Annotated in this window: 17 protein-coding genes and 1 tRNA gene; 3 read left to right on the forward strand and 15 right to left on the reverse strand. The window is 63.0% G+C overall.

Annotated features, from left to right (window positions below; all coding sequences use genetic code 11):
- Window positions 1-46 precede the first annotated feature (46 nt).
- The 10 genes from smc to ccmA are packed head-to-tail and all read right to left on the reverse strand — an operon-like array spanning window position 47 to window position 10,700.
- A complete protein-coding gene (gene smc / locus KUW18_RS03085) occupies window positions 47-3,544 on the reverse strand; it encodes a chromosome segregation protein SMC (protein ID WP_222560806.1) in 3,498 nt (1,165 codons plus the stop codon).
- 3 nt (window positions 3,545-3,547) lie between these two features.
- The gene (ccmI, locus tag KUW18_RS03090; RefSeq protein WP_222560807.1) at window positions 3,548-4,768 is read right to left on the reverse strand and encodes a c-type cytochrome biogenesis protein CcmI; all 1,221 of its coding nucleotides are present in this window, start codon (window positions 4,766-4,768) and stop codon (window positions 3,548-3,550) included.
- A complete protein-coding gene (locus tag KUW18_RS03095; RefSeq protein WP_222237079.1) occupies window positions 4,765-5,262 on the reverse strand; it encodes a cytochrome c-type biogenesis protein in 498 nt (165 codons plus the stop codon). The genes ccmI and KUW18_RS03095 overlap by 4 nt, the downstream gene beginning before the upstream one ends.
- Window positions 5,253-5,801 (reverse strand): DsbE family thiol:disulfide interchange protein, encoded by a 549-nt coding sequence (locus KUW18_RS03100; RefSeq protein WP_206940160.1) that lies wholly within the window; start codon window positions 5,799-5,801, stop codon window positions 5,253-5,255. Before KUW18_RS03100 ends, KUW18_RS03095 begins: the two co-directional genes overlap by 10 nt.
- Window positions 5,798-7,837, reverse strand: coding sequence for a heme lyase CcmF/NrfE family subunit (locus tag KUW18_RS03105; RefSeq protein ID WP_315857830.1), 2,040 nt, complete (start codon window positions 7,835-7,837; stop codon window positions 5,798-5,800). The genes KUW18_RS03100 and KUW18_RS03105 overlap by 4 nt, the downstream gene beginning before the upstream one ends.
- A gap of 30 nt (window positions 7,838-7,867) precedes the next feature.
- A complete protein-coding gene (gene ccmE, locus KUW18_RS03110; RefSeq protein ID WP_206940161.1) occupies window positions 7,868-8,338 on the reverse strand; it encodes a cytochrome c maturation protein CcmE in 471 nt (156 codons plus the stop codon).
- The gene (gene ccmD / locus KUW18_RS03115) at window positions 8,328-8,537 is read right to left on the reverse strand and encodes a heme exporter protein CcmD (protein WP_206940163.1); all 210 of its coding nucleotides are present in this window, start codon (window positions 8,535-8,537) and stop codon (window positions 8,328-8,330) included. The genes ccmE and ccmD overlap by 11 nt, the downstream gene beginning before the upstream one ends.
- Entirely contained in the window at window positions 8,537-9,277 is a 741-nt protein-coding gene (locus KUW18_RS03120) for a heme ABC transporter permease (protein ID WP_206940165.1), read from the reverse strand. Before KUW18_RS03120 ends, ccmD begins: the two co-directional genes overlap by 1 nt.
- A 50-nt stretch (window positions 9,278-9,327) precedes the next feature.
- Window positions 9,328-10,062 (reverse strand): heme exporter protein CcmB, encoded by a 735-nt coding sequence (ccmB, locus tag KUW18_RS03125; RefSeq protein WP_224908690.1) that lies wholly within the window; start codon window positions 10,060-10,062, stop codon window positions 9,328-9,330.
- Complete coding sequence (gene ccmA / locus KUW18_RS03130; RefSeq protein ID WP_222484977.1) at window positions 10,059-10,700, reverse strand: cytochrome c biogenesis heme-transporting ATPase CcmA; 642 nt, start codon at window positions 10,698-10,700, stop codon at window positions 10,059-10,061. Before ccmA ends, ccmB begins: the two co-directional genes overlap by 4 nt.
- 281 nt (window positions 10,701-10,981) lie before the next feature.
- Here ccmA and lexA point away from each other — a divergent pair, with 281 nt between their 5' ends.
- Together lexA and KUW18_RS03140 are read left to right on the forward strand one after the other, a co-directional pair.
- The gene (gene lexA, locus KUW18_RS03135; protein WP_206940169.1) at window positions 10,982-11,455 is read left to right on the forward strand and encodes a transcriptional repressor LexA; all 474 of its coding nucleotides are present in this window, start codon (window positions 10,982-10,984) and stop codon (window positions 11,453-11,455) included.
- Window positions 11,455-12,096, forward strand: a complete 642-nt coding sequence (locus KUW18_RS03140; RefSeq protein WP_222483407.1) for an IMPACT family protein — start codon at window positions 11,455-11,457, stop codon at window positions 12,094-12,096. Before lexA ends, KUW18_RS03140 begins: the two co-directional genes overlap by 1 nt.
- Before the next feature lie 111 nt (window positions 12,097-12,207).
- Here KUW18_RS03140 and KUW18_RS03145 read toward each other — a convergent pair whose 3' ends face one another.
- From KUW18_RS03145 to KUW18_RS03160, 4 genes are all read right to left on the reverse strand, one after another.
- Entirely contained in the window at window positions 12,208-13,941 is a 1,734-nt protein-coding gene (locus KUW18_RS03145) for a lysophospholipid acyltransferase family protein (RefSeq protein ID WP_206940173.1), read from the reverse strand.
- A gap of 203 nt (window positions 13,942-14,144) precedes the next feature.
- The gene (locus KUW18_RS03150; RefSeq protein WP_206940175.1) at window positions 14,145-15,467 is read right to left on the reverse strand and encodes a sodium ion-translocating decarboxylase subunit beta; all 1,323 of its coding nucleotides are present in this window, start codon (window positions 15,465-15,467) and stop codon (window positions 14,145-14,147) included.
- A 9-nt stretch (window positions 15,468-15,476) separates the two neighbouring features.
- The gene (gene oadA, locus KUW18_RS03155; protein ID WP_222560808.1) at window positions 15,477-17,300 is read right to left on the reverse strand and encodes a sodium-extruding oxaloacetate decarboxylase subunit alpha; all 1,824 of its coding nucleotides are present in this window, start codon (window positions 17,298-17,300) and stop codon (window positions 15,477-15,479) included.
- Window positions 17,301-17,428: 128 nt separating this feature from the next.
- Window positions 17,429-17,671 (reverse strand): OadG family transporter subunit, encoded by a 243-nt coding sequence (locus tag KUW18_RS03160; protein WP_206940179.1) that lies wholly within the window; start codon window positions 17,669-17,671, stop codon window positions 17,429-17,431.
- Window positions 17,672-17,858: 187 nt separating this feature from the next.
- On the opposite strand from KUW18_RS03160, the gene KUW18_RS03165 reads away from it, so the two are divergent.
- Window positions 17,859-18,857, forward strand: coding sequence for a tRNA dihydrouridine synthase (locus KUW18_RS03165; protein ID WP_206940180.1), 999 nt, complete (start codon window positions 17,859-17,861; stop codon window positions 18,855-18,857).
- 247 nt (window positions 18,858-19,104) lie between these two features.
- On the opposite strand, the gene KUW18_RS03170 is transcribed toward KUW18_RS03165, so the two are convergent.
- Window positions 19,105-19,181 (reverse strand) — tRNA-Arg (locus KUW18_RS03170).
- Window positions 19,182-19,202 lie beyond the last annotated feature (21 nt).

A 19,202-nucleotide genomic window follows, 5' to 3' on the forward strand; every position in this document is an offset into this window, starting at 1 on the left:
TCATGGTCTTATTGGGACACCCTATTATAACCGCCTTTAAAGTGCATCATGCTTCTGCCAAAGCCGCAGCTTCGTCAACGCCAACAGACACCAGACGAGAGACACCGGGCTCCTGCATGGTGACACCCATCAATCGTTCCCCGGCTTCCATGGCGATCTTGTTATGGGTGATATAGATAAACTGCACGCTGTCGGACATCTCCTTCACCAACTTGGCATAGCGGCCAACATTGGCATCGTCCAGAGGTGCATCCACTTCATCCAGCATGCAGAACGGTGCCGGATTCAATTGGAAGATCGCAAATACCATCGACAGCGCGGTGAGGGCTTTTTCTCCCCCTGACAGCAAATGAATGGTGCTGTTCTTCTTGCCCGGTGGTCGTGCCATGATCGCCACGCCGGTCTCCAGCAAATCCTCGCCTGTCAGGGTCAACCATGCGGCTCCGCCCCCAAAGACTCGCGGAAAAAGAGACTGCAGCCCGGCGTTGACCCGCTCGAAGGTATCGCGGAAACGGGCACGGGTCTCCTGGTCAATGCGCCGAATCGCCTTGTCCAGTGTCTCCAACGCTTCATTCAGCTCGGCCTGCTGCGCCTCCAGATAGTCGCGCCGCTCGGCCTGCTGCTCGTACTCCTCGATGGCCGCCAGGTTGATGGCACCCAGCCGCCGGATCTTCTCACCCAGCTCTTCCAACCGGGTCTGCCAGGCCGATTCGGTGGCATTCGGGTCGAGCTGCTCGGTCAATGCCGCCGCATCGTGCCCCAACTCCTTGAGCTGTTCGTCCTGGGTCTCGGCCTTCAGCGCCAGCGCCTGCACCTGCATGCGCGCTTCCTGCAGCCGCTCACGAACCCCGTCCAGGTTACGTTCATGGGTCTGTCGCGCCTGCTCGTCATCCCTCAGGCGCTCAACCAGCGCGGCCGCTCTGGCCCGGGACTCGTTGAGCTGACGCTCCTCCTGCTCACGCCGATGCAGCAACTCATCCAGTTGCTCACGACGCTCTTCATCAGGCTCATGCAGGCCTTCGCGGGCCTCTTCAAGCTCTGCCACACGCTCTTCCAAGCGTGCACGGGTATCCCCCGCACGGCCCTGCTGCTCGGCCAGGCCGGCTCTTTCGGTGGTCAGCCGCTGGTGCTCCAGCGTCAGTTGCTGAGCCCGTTCGGCCAGCGGGCGTTGGCGAGAACGCAACGTGGCGAGACGCTCGCGGGCCTCGCTGCGGGAGCGCTCGAGGCGCTCGCGTACGCTGGCGCCGTCTTCGAGGCGGGCCATCGCCGTTTGCCACTGCTCGCGCATTTCCTCGATGGCGAGCCGCGCCTCTTCATCTGCCTCACTGAGTCCTTCCAGCTCTTCGTGGATCTCCGCACCCCGACGTGAAAGGTGCTCCAGCCGGCTGGCCAGGCCGCTGTCCTGAACCGCCAGCTGCTGCCGCTGCTGGTCGAGCTCGCGCTCGGCAAGACGCAGCTGCTCAAGCTCGTGCTCGGCCTGGTCCATGGCCTGCTGGGCGCTTTCCCGTGCCTCGTCCAGCGCCTCCAACCGCTGCGCTTCCTGCGCCAACGACTCGCTGGCCTCACTCAGCCGTGCGCGACTGACCAGCAACGCGTCAGGACCTTCCCCGTGACCGCGCTGGCGCGCCCAGTCAGGTCCTAGCCACAGACCGTCAGCCGACATCAGGCTGTCGCCGGGATCAAGCTGGGACCGAGCCTGCCAAGCGGCGTCGCGGGACTCGACGCAGCGAATTCGCGACAGCCAGCTGGCCGCGGCACCGGCTCCGGACACCTTGGCTGCCAGGCTATCGCCCGGGGGCGACCCTGGGGAGGCAGACGACAGCAAGGCGAGTTCCGCGTCCAGGGGCTCGCCCAGGGCATTGCGCAGGCTGCTGTCAGGCGCTAGCCGAGCCTTGAGCCAGGGCGCCAGCACCCATGACACCACCTCTTCCCAGCCGGGCTCGACCACCAACTGCTCGCCCAGGCGCGGGGCCTGGTCAAGCTGATGGGCGGCGAGATGGCGGTCGAGCCCTTCGTCGTGGTCGGCCAGGGCGGCCTCGATCAATGCCTCCAGCGAGGCGATTTCACCGGTCAGGGCGCTGTGCCGTGAGCGAGCCTGCTCCCGGGAGGCATCATGCTCGGCGATCTGGCGGCGACTGACGTCACGCTGCTCACTGACACTCTCTCGACGTTGCTCGAGCTCCTGGGCGCGGGCGTCATGCTCGGACAGCTGCGCACGCACTTCGTCGCGCTGAGCACTCAGTTCGGACAGGTCGGGCAACTCACCCAGCTGCTGACGCCGCTTGGTCTGATCGCCAGCGATTCGCTCCAGCCGCGCCTCCAGTTCGCGCAGCCGATCCTGGGTACGCTCGGCCTCATGACTGTCCCCACGCCAGCGTTCGTTGAACGCTTCCCACTCGGCATCGGCGTCTTCTACCGCGGGCTCGGCTTCCTCCAGCGCTGCCTCGAGCTCGGCCAGTTGTTCGGCCAACTCTTCCTGCTCGGGTCCCAGTGTCTCTAGCCGGTCATCCAGGGCCGCCAGACGTTCGCTGTCGGTCTCCCCCAGGCGATCCAGCTCACCTAGCTCGCGCCTGGCACTCTCAAGATCTCGGGCGAGCTGTTGATCCCGGGTGCGGGTATGCTCGAGCTCCTGTTCCAATCTAGCGATGGCGGTGGTGGTCTCGTAGAACCTCGCCTGACGCTGGTCCAGCTCAGAGGCCAGGCCGTCGTGCTCGGCACGCGCCTCTTCCAGGCGCGTCTCGCACTGGCGCATGCCCAGCACCTCGCGCTCGACGGCGGTTTCCAGCTCGCGTACTCGACTGTCCTGCTCGGTCTGGGCGGCTCGCAGGGCACGCCCCCGCAACAGCGCCAACTCCCCCTTGACCCGATGCTCTTCCTGCTTGAGCGACTGATACCGTTTGGCGGCTTCTGCCTGTCGCTTGAGTCGCTCGAGCTGCTTGTCGAGCTCTTCTCGAATATCGTCCAGACGATCCAGGTTTTCCTGGGTCCGACGCATGCGATTTTCCGTCTCGCGTCGTCGTTCCTTGTACTTGGAGATACCGGCCGCCTCTTCGAGGGTAGAACGCAGCTCCTCGGGCCGAGCTTCGATCAGCCGCGAGATCATTCCCTGGCCGATGATGGCGTAGGATCTGGGACCAAGGCCGGTCCCCAGGAACAGATCGGCGATATCGCGGCGACGGCACTTCTGGCCATTGAAGAAATAACTGGACTGGGCGTCACGGGTGACCTGGCGCTTGACCGATATTTCGGCGTACTGGGCGTAGACGCCCCCCATGGTCCCGTCACGGTTATCGAACGTCAGTTCAATGGATGCCATGCCCACGGGTTTGCGCCCGGTGGAGCCATTGAAGATGACGTCGGTCATCGACTCGCCGCGCAGGGTCTTGGCCGAGGATTCACCCATGACCCAGCGCACGGCATCGATGATGTTCGACTTGCCGCAGCCATTGGGACCGACGATCGCGGTCATGTTGCTGTCGAAGGGCACCGTGACCGGGTCGACAAAGGACTTGAAGCCGGCCAGCCGGATCGACGTCAGACGCATGGGTTATTCAATCACTTGATCGATGACAAGCGTGACAGGATCCTGATCCGAGGCCCCCACTGCAACCCCTTCACGCTGTCCCATCAGATCACCGGGCTGCGGCTGCGCCTGACCGCTGGGTGAGACCCGTGCCAACAGGCGTACTTGGTCGACATCCTCCAGGCTGGCCATCGGCGACATGGCATCACCGGCATCCAGGGTAATGCTCGCTGGCAGCTCGGCCAGGGTCAGGCGCTGGATCGCCAGAGGAGGAAGCTTGCCGTCGCTGTCACGGGCCACCACGAACACGGTGGTGGATGGGGGCAGCCGGTCGGTCTGCAGCGTTTGTGCCAGAGACAGGCGAATGCGAATGGCGTGCTGACCCGCCGGAGCGAGACGTTGCTCCGCCTGGGCCACGCCCTGCCGCATGGCTTCCTGCAGGGGGGAGCCGTCTGCGGCGGACAGACCTCTGCGCCAGTACCCCAGGGCCGCCTGATAATCATCCTGCTGAAAGGCCTCGACTCCCAGGAACCACATGGCGGAGGGCAGGTTCGGCGCCTCACGACTGGCCTCCCGTGAAAGCGCCAGGATACGCTCGTTCAACCGCCCTTCGTTGGTGAAGTACTCCATCTTGGCCAGCTCACCAAGCCACCAGGGGGAGCGCCCTTCCAGCGCCAGCACCCGCTCGATGGCCTGACCGGCCTCGCGGTAGGCGCCGCTATCTCGGTAGAGGGGATAGAGGGTTTGCCACACGCGGGGATTGTCGGGCTGGCGGTCGGCCTGGGCCTCAAGGCGCTCCAGCATCAGCGCCAGGCTGGCCGCGGGGTCGTTACGCACCTCTTCGATGGTGTGATAAAGCACCAGATCGCCTTCGGCACCTTCGCGCTGATACCACACCACACTGGTCACGATGACCAGCAGCAGCACCACAGGAATCGCCAGCTTGCCCGATCCCGCTGACTTGAGCGGAGCCCGCTTTAGCCGTTCGGTATCGTCGAGCAGCGCACGCTTCAGTTCGCTGACATCCTCATCGAAACGGGTAGCGTCAATGTCGCCGCGAGACCTGGCGGCCTCAAGCGAGGCCAGGCGACGGCGATACACCGCCACATTCTGGGCAGCCGCATCGTCGTTGGCTTCCAGCTCGCGCTGACGTTGCTCCAGAGACGCCGCTCGCCGTAGAGGCAGGATCAGCAGCCAGGCAGCCGGTAACAGTAACAGGGCAAAGGCGAGCCACAGCAGCGTCATGAGCGTCTCTCTCGATCAATCAGTTCGTCCAGACGGGCCTGCTCTTCGGCAGACAGCTGCCGGACACTCACCCGACGGCGAGAGCGAATGATGGCCCACAGCGCCAGCCCGCCGACCACCACCAACGCCCCAGGCAGCCCCCACAGCAGCAGGGTGCGACCTTCCAGCCGGGGGTTGTAGAGCACGTAGTCGCCAAACCGCTGGACCATGAAGTCGATAATTTCCTTGTCAGACCTGCCGTCATTCAGCTGTTCATAGACCTTGTCACGCATGTCCGCGGCAATCGGCGAGTTGGAGTCTCCAATGGCCTGGTTCTCGCACTTGGGGCAGCGCAAGGTCGCCGTTAGCGACTGATAGCGCTGCTCCGTCACCGGACTTTCAAAGCGACGCACTTCAATCGCTTCTGCCATTACCGGCAGGGCCAGCAGCCAGCCCGTCAACAGCAGCACGCTGGCCAGCCAAGGGTGACCTTGAGAAGGTGCCTTCAGCGCCATTTCTCCACCTCCGGCATAATGATGCTCTCCACGTCATCAGCAGTGATGTAACCGGTGTGGTGGTAGCGAATGATACCGTCTGCGTCTACCAGAAACGTCTCGGGAGCCCCGTAAACGCCGAGATCAAAGCCCAGGCTGCCCAGTGGATCAAACACGTTGAAGGCAAAAGGGTTACCGAACTGGGTCAGGAACGCCTGGCCCTGCGCGCGCTTTTCCGCATCGCTGGCAGCGGTCTCCTTGTAGTCGACACCGATCAAGCGCACGCCTCGGTCCGCCAGGTCCAGAAGCTGCGGCATTTCCTGGCGACAGGTGGGACACCAGCTGCCCCACACGTTGACCAAGGTCACCTCTCCCTTGATATCCCCTTCATCCACGCGCTGCTGGGGATTATCCAGCGTGGTCAGCTCGAAGGCGGGAAACTCGCGCGCCATCAGCGCCGACTCTCTGTCGAAGGGGTTGATCGACAGCCCCTGATACAGGAAGGCTCCCAACACCAGAAACAGCACCAGTGGCACCAATAGTAGTAGCCGTCGTTTCATGCCCGCACTTCCTTGGAGGTGACCTGACTGGCGCTGACCACGCCGGAGCTGGCCGCACTGCTCGACTCGCGCTCAGGTGCACGGGTGCTGAGCTGGCGTCGATAGCGACGGTCCGCCACGGCCATCATGCCGCCTGCCGCCATCAGCAACGCCCCCAGCCACAGCCAGCGAACAAAGGGTTTAATCTGCACCCGCAGCGCCCAGCTGCCATCGTCGAGCTCTTCGCCCATGGCCACATACAGGTCATGGAACAGTCCCGGACGCAGCGCGACCTGGGTCATCGGCATCCCCCTGGCAATATAGAGGCGCTTTTCTGGATGCATCTCGAAGCTCCGCGTGGCGCCTTGGCGGGTCACTTCGATGGTCGCAGCATCGGAGACGAAGTTGGGCCCCCTGCGCTCATCCAGAGCGGTCATGTGGAAACGGATGCCAGCGACATCGACGCTATCGCCGACATTCATCCGCACATTGCGCTCCACCGAATAGTTGGAGACCAGAGCGACACCGACAATCGTGACCGCGAGGCCTAGGTGGCCCAGCACCATGCCCCAGTAAGCTGGCGTCAGGCGCATCACTGCCTGGCGTCGGGAAGCGCCGCGGGAGGTCTTGTCCCACAGGTCCCGTGCCAGCGACAGCACCAGCCACAGGGCTGCCACCAGGCCAATGGACGCCTTGAGATTCCATGCCCCGGTATAGGCGAGCGGTGCCAGCACGCCAATGACCAGCGCAGCGGCTCCCGCCAGCCACAGCCGCGACAGCAGCTCGCGACCACTCATGCGCTTCCAGCGGGCGCTGGGCCCCAGCCCCATGAACACGCATAGCAATACCGTCAACGGCACGAACAAGGCATTGAAGTAAGGCGGCCCCACGCTGATCTTGCCGAGGTTCAGCGCATCCAGCAGCAGCGGATAGACCGTCCCGAGCAGCACCGTCACCGTCATCACCACCAGCAGGATATTGTTGACCAGCAACAGCGCATCCCGAGACAGCCAATTGAAGCCGCCTGGCTGGCTGACCCGCGGCGCACGCAGGGCAAAGATCAGCAACGACAGGCCGACGGTGATACCCAGCAGGACCAGGATGAACAGTCCCCGCGACGGATCATTGGCAAAGGCATGGACCGAGGTCAGAACGCCGGAGCGGACCAGGAAGGTCCCCATCAACGATAGCGAGAAGGTGGTGATCGCCAGCAGCACCGTCCAGCTCTTGAAGGTCCCGCGCTTTTCGGTCACCGCCAGCGAATGGATCAACGCAGTGCCGGCCAGCCACGGCAGCAGGGAAGCATTTTCCACCGGGTCCCAGAACCACCAGCCGCCCCAGCCCAATTCGTAGTACGCCCACCAGCTGCCGAGGGCGATGCCGACCGTGAGGAAAGCCCAGGCGATGTTGGTCCAGGGTCTCACCCAACGGGTCCAGGCGCTGTCGAGACGCCCCCCCAGCAGGGCCGCAATGGCAAAGGCAAAGACCACGCTGAAACCGACATAGCCCATGTACAGCATCGGCGGATGAATGATCAGGCCGACGTCCTGCAGCAGCGGATTGAGGTCTGCACCGTCCGCCGGAATATTGGGCAGCGAGCGCTCGAATGGGTTGGACGTGATCAGCACGAAGGCCAGAAAGCCGACGCTGACCAGTCCCATCACTCCCAGCACCCTCGCCACCATGTCAGGCGGCAGGCGACCCGAGAAGCAACCGACCGCGAAGGTCCAGATTCCCAGGATAAGGCTCCACAGCAGGACCGAGCCCTCGTGGTTGCCCCACACCGCGCTGAACTTGTAATACCAGGGCAGCAACGAATTGGCGTTGTTGGCCACGTTGACCACGCTGAAGTCATCCAGCAGGTAGCTGGCTGTCAGGCAGCCGTAGGCGATCAGCAGAAAGGCCAGCTGGCCGGCCGCCATGGGCCTGGCATAGGCCATCCACAAGGGACGTCGCGTGGCAGCCCCCGCCAGAGGCAGCACCGCTTGCACCACTGCCATCAACAGCGCGATAACCAGCGCATAGTGTCCGATCTCGGGGATCATCTTGATCAGCATGACATCACCTTGGTCTGCCCGGTCTGTGCGTCACTGGGGGGAACCCGGCGCGGCTTGCTTGTAGTCGGCGGGGGAATAGCCGGCCTTTTCAAGCGCCTCGGCAACCTCGGGCGGCATGTAGTTCTCGTCGTGCTTCGCCAGTACCTTGTCGGCAGCGATGATGCCATCACCGGTCAATTTACCGACCACCACGACCCCCTGCCCTTCGCGAAACAGGTCAGGCAGGATGCCGCTGTAGCGGACTTCAACGTCGTCGACATAGTCAGTGACCACGAAGCTGACGTCCAGGCTGTCGCTATCACGCCGCACGCTGCCTTCCTTGACCATGCCTCCGGCCCGCAGCTGGCGGTCGACGGGAGCTTCTCCCGCGGCAATCTGCACTGGACTGAAGAAGAGATTGATATTGGAGCGCAACGCATACAGCGTCAGCCCCACCGCCACCGCACACAGCGCCACCAGCCCGAGCACCAGCAACATCCGATTTCGACGTTTAGCCCTCATGGCGCCCCTCCGTGGACTTCAGCGCCGCGGCGCCTTCTCGCCTGAGTCGACGACGCAGGGTGCGCCGAACGTCACGACTTTCACCACATACCAGCAACACGCTAAGCAGCAGCACCCCCAGAGTGGCACCCCAGGCCGTCCAGACGTAGGGGCCATGGGAGCCCATCTGCCACAACTCAGCCAATGATTCGAATGCCATCACGCATCCTCCTTGAACAGCTCCTTGACCCAGCGCTTGCTGCCTTCGCGGCGTAGAATTTCAGTGCGCGTGCGGGTCAGGGTGAAAGCGGCAAAAAAGGCATAGAAACCCAGCACCATGATCAACAGCGGTAGCCACATCTCGGTAGGCATGGCCGGCCGTTCGGTGAGGGTGAAGCTGGCCGGCTGATGCAGCGTGTTCCACCACTCCACCGAGTACTTGATGATCGGAATGTTGATTACCCCGACCATGGCCAGCACCGAGGCCGCCTTCGAGCCGCTAAGTGGACGCGGAAAGGCGCGCCGGATCAACATCACGCCCACGTACAGGAACAGCAGAATCAGCATCGAGGTCAGGCGCGCGTCCCACTGCCACCAGGTGCCCCAGGTCGGCTTGCCCCAGACGGAGCCTGACAGCAGCGCAATCGCGGTCATGGCGGCGCCCAGGGGCGCCATCATCGCCGCGGCCATGTCGGCGATCTTGACCTTCCAGACCATGAACACGAAGCCTGACGCGGCCAAGGCGATAAAGATCGACTGGGCCAGAAACGCCGCCGGCACGTGGACGTAGATGATGCGAAAGCTGTTGCCCTGCTGGTAGTCGGATGGCGCAAACGCCAGTCCCCAGACGCTCCCCACCACAATCAACGCCAGCGCCAGGCCCCAGCACCATGGTGCCAGCCTGGCCGCGATGCCGTAGAACCAGCGCGGCGACCCCAGTTTGTGAAAGAAGGCCCACATGAGCGTTGTACCTCGATCAAGCGTGAAATCGTGTCGCCGACATCAGCGCATCAGCCATGCACGCTAATGCGCAGTGACGCGGCAATCGCCAACGGTGCACTGGCCAGTGCCAGCGCCAGCATGGCGCCGATCACCGCCAGGTGAGGCAGCCACTCGCCCCCCGACAGCGCCGCCCCCATGGCTCCTGTACCGAAGATCAGGACCGGCATGAACAATGGCAGCACCAACAGCGACAACAGCATGCCTCCGCGGGCCAACCCTACCGTCAATCCAGCGCCAATGGCCCCGATCAGGCTGATGCAGCCGCTGCCCACGGCCAGGGTGACACTCAAGGCCAGGTAGCTGCCCTGGGGCAAGGCCAGCAGCACTCCCAGCAACGGGGCCATCAGTGCCAGCGGCAGACCTGTGGTCAGCCAGTGCACCAGCACCTTCGCCACCACCAACAGTGACAGCGGGTGGGGAGCCAGCAACAGCTGCTCCAGCGTGCCGTCTTCATAATCCGCGCGGAACAATCCATCCAGCGACAGCAGCGCGGACAGCAAAGCCGCCACCCACAGCACGCCGGGGGCTATCCAGGCCAGACGCTCCGGTTCCGGCGAAATTCCCAGGGGAAACAAGGTGATGACCATGGCGAAGAACACCAGCGGGGTCAGCGCGTCAGCGGGACGCCTGGCCACGCCGACGAGATCTCGCTGAAAGGTCGCCCATAGCGCCATCCCCAGACCCGCGCCGGCCTCCTTGACCGCCACCACCGCGGGCTCGACGTCAGTGGAACAAGCGCTCATGCCACCTCCCGGGCAGGGCCTGACAGGGACAGCCTGCGCAGACCAGGCACATTGGCCAGGGCATGATGGGTGGTGACCAGTACGGCACCGCCCCGGCCGGCGTGCTCGACCAGACGCTGCTCCAGCGCCGACACGCCATCGACGTCAATGGCCGTGAAAGGCTCATCCAGGATCCACAGTGGATGACGACTGAGCACAAGGCGGGCCAAGGTCACTCGGCGTTGCTGTCCAGCGGACAGCTGGGAGGCCACCACATCCTCGAAGCCCGCCAGGCCGACCTCGGCCAGCGCTGCGCCAAGCTCGCGATCGCTACATCGGCGACCTGCCAAGGCCTGATACCAGCGCAGATTTTCCATCGCCGTCAGGTGGGCCTTGATACCCGGCGCGTGGCCAAGGTAGAGCAGATTGGCCAGCAAGTCGGCGCGTGCCTTGGACAGCGCTCTGCCGTCCCATAACACCTGCCCTTCCACGTCGCTGATCTGGCCGCACAGCACCTTCAGCAGCGTCGTCTTGCCGCTGCCGTTGGGGCCCTCGATCCGCAGAACGTCGCCTGCCCCGAGAATGAGGTCGAGCCCATGAAACAGCCAGCGACCGTCGCGCTCACAGGCCAGTTGTCGGGCTTCAAGACACAGACGCAAAGGGCACTCCACTGCCAGGACCGAGAGGGGGAAAACACGCACAGACTTTACACCGATTGCCACATACGAACCAGACAGCCGGCCCCTCGTACCAGCGCAATCGCACAGCCAATGCACCTTTCGTTGATCCATGGCACTTGCGCGAACGCTAGGCCCTGCTATCTTTCTCGTGTACTGTATGAATCGACAGTATCCAGTATGACCCGCCGCCGGAGCCCAGCCCGCGCCGCACTTCCGTACCCGTGACAGCCCGACCCTTACCACCAGGGAGACACCGTGCCATGGATATCGCGACCTGCCAGTTCCTTCAACGCCTGCCCAACCTGCCCATCGCCGACAGCTGGGAGCCCATTGACACCCCCGATGCGCTGGTGGACATCCCCCTGCTGGGACATGTCTCCGCCGGGATGCCCATCGAAGCCTGCCTCGACAACGCGACTCTGCAGGTACCTTCGCGCATGGTGCGTCGCAACACCTACGCGCTGAAGGTGTGCGGCAACTCGATGATCGATTGCAATATCTTCGACGGCGATGTGATCATTATCGAACGCCAGGAAAGCGCCGAGAACGGCGAAACCGCGGTGGTGATGATCAATGATCAGGAGGTCACCCTGAAAAAGCTGTACATCGAGAAGAATGGCGTGCGGCTTCAGCCCGCCAACGAGACAATGCCGCCCATCTACCTGAAAAACAGTGACATTCGGGTGCTTGGACTGGTGATGGGCGTGGCTCGCCAGGCAGAACTGGTTGCCTGATGCGCTACCCGATACCGGATCTCGCGGCAGGCGAATGGCACGTGGCGGAAATTGAGGTGGAAAAAAGCCGCTTCATCACCTGGGTGGCTCACGCCCCTGATGTGGACGCTTTCAATGTGCTGCTGGCCGAGGCCCGGCGACAGCACCCCAATGCCAGCCACCACTGCAGCGCCTATCTGGCTGGCCCTCCCGGCGAGCAGGTCCACATCGGCTTTTCCGACGACGGCGAGCCAGGCGGCACCGCGGGACGTCCCATGTTCCAGGCGCTGGAGGGTGACGGAATCGGCCAGACCGCAGCGGTGGTGATTCGCTACTTTGGCGGCACCAAGTTGGGCACTGGCGGACTGGCGCGGGCGTACACCCAGGCCCTGGTCAAGGCCCTGGAGACACTGCCCAGGCGCGAATGCGTAGAGCGCCGCCAGGTGCGTATCCAGGTCGACTTTGCGGGCGAAGCCGACGCGCGCCAGTGGTGTGAGTCCCGGCACATTCCTGTCGACGCGGTCGACTACGCGGCCGAAGGCGTCAGTCTGACCCTGGGCTGGCCCACTGACGCGCCCGTGGACCTGAGTGAGTTGAGCACCCGCCTCAAGGGACGCATCGCCATTGCCCTGGACGACGAGCAAAACGACATGGTCGTCTAAACCAGAAGGCCCTTGCAGCCCGACGGTTTGACTCGCGCCCTGTTGACGCGCCCAAGCATGCACACCCAACCTATGCACACCTCGTGTTTGCACACCAAGGTGGTGACACGCCTATGCATGGGCAGGGGCTGATGCAGCCCCGATGTAGCGCTTGCGCTTGTCCGCCTTGAGCCGCGCCACATCCACCACCACCAGGCCGTCGATGCAGTAGCCAAACGCCGTGTCGACGCCAAAGGCCTTGAACGACACCCCGCCAGGCTCAGCGACATCGACATACTGCTTGTAGAGTGCGGGCACACCCGCCCCCATGGTCTGAAGCGCGGCCTTGAGGCGCAAGAAATCCTCTGCCACATCATTGCCATCAAACAGGCGATCCGCCTCTTCGCGCCCGGCGCGGGACAGTGGGCAGACCGCCTTGGCCCGAATCAGGCTGTCGCCATCGGCATGATAGTGCCGGTAGTAGCTGACCAGCAGGTCCTTGGCCAGCGGTGGCAAATGGTTGGGTATGGTGACGGGGCCAAACATCCAGCGCACCTCGGGATGGTGGCGAAGATAGGCGCCTAACCCATGCCACAGGTAATCTAGACTGCGCCGTCCCCAGTAGCGTGGCTGGACGAAACTGCGGCCCAGTTCCAGCCCATGACGCCACTGCTCCCAGGGCGCCTGGTCGAGGTGAAAGATGGTCGCACTGTAAAGCCCCTCGATGCCGATGCTGTCGAGGATGTGGCCCACATCCCCCAAGCGGTAAGCCCCGGCGATTTCCAGATCGCGGTCATCCCACAGCACCAGATGACGATAGTGCTCGTCGTATTCGTCCAGGTCGCGCTTCTTGCCCGTCCCTTCACCGACACGGCGAAAGGCAATCTCCCGCAGCCGTCCGATTTCCCGCATGACGGCGGAATCTGGCTGGTGCTCAAACAACAAAATCTGCTTGCCATCCGGGGTCTTACCCAGCACCTCAGCCTGCGCTAGCTCTTCGCGCAGGTGCTGGCGGTTCTCGGGATGAGCGATCCCCGCCTCGCTGACAAACACCCCCTTCTTGCCGCGCCCCAACCGATAGATATGCTTGCGCAGCAGCTTCAGCTTCGCCTGAGTCGCCAGGTCGTCTCGATCAAACCGAGCCAGCGGAATTTCGCCGCCGATCTTGATCGTGATATGGCGCCCCTGCTGGCGAAACATCTCGTTGGGTAGCAGCAAGGTCCCCAGCGGGGAGTACAGCGACGTCAGGGAGTAGAACAGCGGAGAGTTTCTGCCGCCCACATGCACCGGCAGGATGGGCGCGTTGGTGCGCCGCGCCGCATGCAGGAAACCGGACAGCCAGTTGCCATCCCGGATGCCTCCAGGACCTGCCCGCGAGACCTCCCCCGCGGGAAACACGATCACTGCCTGCTCATCGTCCAGGGCGTCGACGATACCCTGCAGGCTCTTGCGGAAACCGCGGCGAGACAAGTTGTCCACCGGCAACAGCAGCGGCGCCAGGGGAGACAGCTGCATCAGCAGGTCGTTGGCGATGATTTTTACATCCGGCCTCACGTCCGCCACCATGCGCACCAGGGCAAGGCCATCAAGGGCGCCCAGTGGATGATTGGCCACGATGACGACCCGACCGGCCACCGGAATGTTGTCTCGATCTCGCGACGACAGCGAATAGCCGAAATTCAGGTGATCAAGCACCGCATCGATAAACTCGAGCCCACCGGCACGCCGATGCTGCTTGAGGAAGGCATTGATCTCACGCTCGTGTACCAGACGCTTGAGGCCGGACATCAACAGCTGTCGTCCCCAACGAGGCCAGCCCCCGACCTTCGGCGCCTTGGCCAGCAGAGCCTTCTCTACATCGATCATGCGCATTCCCCCTGACGTGTCGAACGTCAGACTAGGAAGCGAGCATGACAGAAGCGTGGCGATTCGATGTTGAGCGGATGACGTGCCCGACGCAGCTGAACGGCAAAAGCATGCGGCGCCCCCACCTTTCAGCAGGGGCGCCGCATGTGGCTGCCAGGATCAGACGTCACGCCGACCCTGGGCATATGGCGTAGTGCCGGGACCTATCCGAGGTACTTGATCATCACCCCAGCCGCCACCGCGGAACCAATGACGCCTGCCACGTTTGGCCCCATGGCATGCATCAGCAGGAAGTTGTGAGGATTGGACTCGAGCCCGACCTTGTTGGACACTCGCGCCGCCATGGGTACCGCCGACACGCCGGCAGAGCCGATCAACGGATTGATCGGGTGCTTGCTCACCAGGTTCATGAACTTCGCCATCAGCACCCCGCACGCCGTGCCAATGGCAAAGGCCACCATACCAAGACCGAGGATGCCCAAGGTTTCCACTGCCAGGAAACGGTCGGCCATCAGCTTGGAGCCCACCGACAGCCCCAGAAAGATGGTCACCGTGTTGATCAGCGCATTCTGTGCGGTATCCGACAGACGCTCAACGACGCCACATTCGCGCATCAGGTTGCCGAAGCAGAACATGCCCAACAGGGGTGCAGCGTCAGGCAAGAACAGCACCACCAGAATCAACAGCGCCAGAGGAAACACGATCTTCTCGAGCTTCGACACTGGGCGCAGCTGGGTCATGGCGATGCTACGCTCCTTTTGCGTCGTCAACGCCTTCATGATCGGAGGCTGAATCAACGGCACCAGCGCCATGTAGGAATAGGACGCCACGGCGATGGCACCCAGCAGTTCCGGCGCCAGAATGCTCGACACGTAGATCGACGTCGGCCCATCGGCGCCGCCGATGATGCCGATCGCAGCGGCCTGATTGAGGCTGAAATCCATCCACCCCATCGCCGTCATCGCTACTGCCCCCAACAGGGTGGCAAAGATTCCGAACTGGGCCGCAGCACCGAGAAACAGGGTGCGAGGGTTGGCCAGGAGCGGGCCGAAATCGGTCATCGCCCCCACCCCCATGAAGATCACCAGAGGCGCAATACCTGAGGCAATCGCCACGTTGTAGAACTGGAACAACATGCCGTGGGCATAGCCACCGTCCATGGCCACATCGTTGGCCGCGCGAATCAGCGCCGGGGACATGTCCCCGTGCAGCGCGTCAGACAGGGTGTGGCGCCAGATATCCAGCTCAGCACCGGTGGGCAAGCTGATCCCCAAGGCTTGAGCCATCTGCGCCAGCAGTTCAGGGCGACCCAGATGAGCGGCCTGCTCTGCCGCGGACAGCGCCAGACCCGCCTCGGGAATATTGGCGAGAATCCCACCAAAACCAATCGGCACCAGCAGCAGCGGCTCAAACTTCTTGGCGACGGCCAACCACAGCAGCAGTAGACCCACCACCAGCATCACCGCCTGGCCGAGCGTCAGGTTATACAGGCCGGAGCCGTACCAGAGCGTCAGTATCTTCTCCATGACCCGTCCTTAGAGCACTACCAGTACATCACCGACAGCTACGCTGTCACCCTCAGCCACCTTCACATCGGACACGGTTCCCGACGACGCAGCGCGTACCTCTGTTTCCATCTTCATCGCTTCAAGGATGATCACCACGTCGCCCTCCGCCACGCTATCACCGGGTTTGACGTTGACCTTGAAGATGTTGCCCGCCAGCGGCGCCTGCACCGTGGCTCCGGATGAGGCCTCGCCTCCAGCGGCGGACGCCGGAGCTGGCGTAGCGGACGCTGCTGCAGGCTGAACCTGGGAAATATCTCCCCCTTCGGCAACCTCGACCACATAGGCGGTGCCATTGACGGTGACGGTGTAGGTGTCTGAACCACCGGACTGAGCCGCCGACTTGGCCGGAGCACTGGCCGCGGGCTCTGTTGCGGCCGGCGCCGTCTCGGCTTCGGGAGCAGGCTCAAAGGCGTCTGGGTTGTCCCGGTTTTTCAAGAACTTGAGACCGATCTGCGGGAACAGTGCATAGGTCAGCACATCATCGACCTGCTGCTCCCCGTCGGCCAGGCGAATGCCATCCTGCTTGGCCTTGGCAAGCAGCTCCTCGGTCAGGCGCGGCATCTCCGCCTCAAGGCGATCCGCCGGACGCTCGGTCATCGGCGAGGCGCCCTCCAGCACACGCTGCTGCAGGTCTCGCTCGAAGGGCGCAGGCGCGGCACCGTACTCCCCTTTCAGCAGTGCCTGCACCTCCTTGGAGATAGAGGCGTACCGCTCCCCCATCATCACGTTCATGACCGCCTGGGTGCCCACAATCTGTGAGGTAGGCGTCACCAGAGGAATGAAGCCCAGGTCTTCGCGCACCCGCGGAATCTCGTTCAGTACATCGTCGAGCCGGTCACCCGCACCCTGCTCTTTCAGCTGGTTCTCCATGTTGGTCAGCATGCCACCAGGCACCTGAGCCACCAGAATGCGTGAGTCAATGCCCTTGAGAGAACCTTCAAATGCGGCGTACTTCTTGCGCACTTCGCGGAAGTAGGCCGCAATGTCCTCGAGCGCTTCAAGATCAAGGCCGGTATCGCGGTCGGTTCCCTTGAGCATGGCCACCAAGGATTCAGTGGGGCTGTGACCGTAGGTCATGGACATGGAAGAAATGGCCGTATCGACGTTATCGACACCCGCCTCAGCCGCCTTCAGGGCCGTCGCCGACGATAGACCGGTCGTGGCGTGACAGTGCAGGTGAATGCGAATATCCAGCGCCGACTTGAGCTTGGTGACCAGCTCATAGGCATCGTAAGGCGTCAGCAAGCCCGCCATGTCCTTGATCGCCAGGGAGTCGGCCCCCATGTCAGCGATCGACTGCGCCAGCTCTACCCAGCTGTCCAGGGTGTGTACCGGACTCTTGGTATAGGAGATCGTGCCCTGGGCATGGCCGTCGTTGGCCTTCACCGCCTTGATCGCACGCTCGAGGTTGCGCGGATCATTCATGGCGTCGAAGACACGGAAAATGTCCACTCCATTGGTCTTGGCGCGCTCGACAAAGCGATCCACCACATCGTCGGCGTAATGACGGTAGCCGAGCAGATTCTGCCCACGCAGCAACATCTGCTGTGGAGTACGTGGCATGGCCTCCTTCAACGCCCGTATCCGCTCCCACGGATCCTCACCGAGATAGCGGATACAAGCGTCAAAGGTGGCCCCACCCCACGATTCCAGTGACCAGAAGCCGATGTTGTCGAGCTTCTCGGCGATGGGCAGCATGTCATCGATGCGCATACGGGTCGCAAACAGAGACTGGTGTGCGTCTCTCAACACGACATCGGTGATGCCAAGTGGGCGTGCAGTGTCGCTCATGGTCGAGTCCTTATCATTATGGCTTGTCGATACCAAGCGCTTTCGTCGAAAATCACGGCCGCCGGCACTGTGCGAGGGAGCTCATCAACAACGTGGTTTGACGAGCCCACTGACAGCGCCTGGCAGACTCATCGCTTTTGGCGGTGACGGTGAACAGCAGCAGCGATTACCGCCATCAGAGTGTCGTCCTGCGTCGGCGCCGCTCTTGAGCGGGGAGCGGAAGCCTCGGCTACCGGCTCCGGGAAGAAGCGCCCGATGACACGCGACATCAGTGTCGTCGTGACCACCAGAACCGTAAGAAAAACAAAAACGAAGCCCATCCCAAGGGCCATGAGGGACAAACCCTCGCTAACAAGCTGTGATTCGTTCATGCGGGATCCTCCGCTTTACGACGACTAAGTTGCCTTGATCTTTCTAGATCATTCGGCTTGCGCATATTTTTTGTTGCTATACCCTGCCACACCCCCGGCGTATAGCCATGGTCTAAAGGTAGCAGTTTTGGTTGTTAATTTACTACATAGACATAGGTTGGACGAAGGTCGCATAGGGCTGGCGCCCATGGAGGGCGTCATTGATGCCAACACCCGCGACCTGCTGACCCGACAGCAGGGCTTCGACTGGACGGTCACCGAGTTTGTCCGCGTCGTTGACGCACGCCTGCCGCCCCGAGTGTTCTACAAGCACTGCCCTGAACTGGCGACGCAAGGCGTCACGACGCCGTCACGCATCCCAGTACACCTGCAATTGCTCGGCTCAGACCCGGACGCCCTGGCAGCCAACGCGCGACAAGCGCTGCGCCTGGGCGCCATCAGCCTGGACCTCAACTTTGGCTGCCCGGCCAAGCTGGTCAACCGTCACGACGGCGGCGCGTCGCTGATGCGCGACCCTCACCGACTGGCCGCTGCTGTCGCCGCAGTGCATCAAGCCGTCGGCGAGGACATCCCGGTGACCGCCAAGATCCGGCTCGGATTCTCCCACCGCCGCCTGGCCCTGGACTGCGCCCTGGCAGCGGAGGCCGCCGGCGCCAGACAGCTGGTCGTCCATGCGAGAACCCGCGACGAAGGCTATCGCCCGCCGGCCCACTGGGAGTGGATCGGCAAGATCCGCCAACGCCTGCGCATCCCGGTCGTGGCCAACGGCGACATCTTCACCCTCGAAGACTACTGGAAGGCACGCACCCTGTCGGACTGCACCGACGTCATGCTGGGCCGCGGCGCCCTCGCCGACCCCCTCCTCGCCCCGCGCCTGAAACATTGGCAGCTCACCGGCGAACGCCTTCCAGCCACGACCTGGGCACAGCGCGCACAAGTGCTCATGGAATATGCTGCAATGCAGCGTAGCATACTCCCGGCGAAAGTGGTGGTATCACTACTAAAGCAGTGGATGAACCACATGAGAGCACGTGACGAGGAGTCCGCAGCCCGCTTCAAGGCCTTGAGACGCATCACCGATCTCGATGACTTTATCGCCGGACTCTCCGCTGACACCCCCGAATCCGGCTCACCCGCCCGCCACAGGGCACTAAACGCCAGACCCCAGGCGATAGCCGCAGACTGACACCCGTTTGTGCCGAGCATAAAAAAAGGCGTCCATCGAGAGATGGACGCCCAAACGATCGCGACCGGGCGGCGAGCCCGCAAGCCGGTCAGCATGAAAAAACGCGAGAGTAGACCGCTGCCACTAGCTCCTGAGGCGAGTGCAAGTCACCGTCGACCGACAAGCGCTCAACAGGACACTCAAGCAGAACCGTCGCAGCACGGTAACAAACAGAAAACCCGCCCTCCGGAGAGAGCGGGTGAAATTCTGGCGCGCCCGGGAGGATTCGAACCTCCGACCACCTGATTCGTAGTCAGGTACTCTATCCAGCTGAGCTACGGGCGCGTGAGCAATACATCGTATTGC

It is taken from the genome of Halomonas sp. DP5Y7-2, assembly GCF_019802025.1.
Classification (GTDB): Bacteria; Pseudomonadota; Gammaproteobacteria; order Pseudomonadales; family Halomonadaceae; genus Halomonas; species Halomonas litopenaei_A.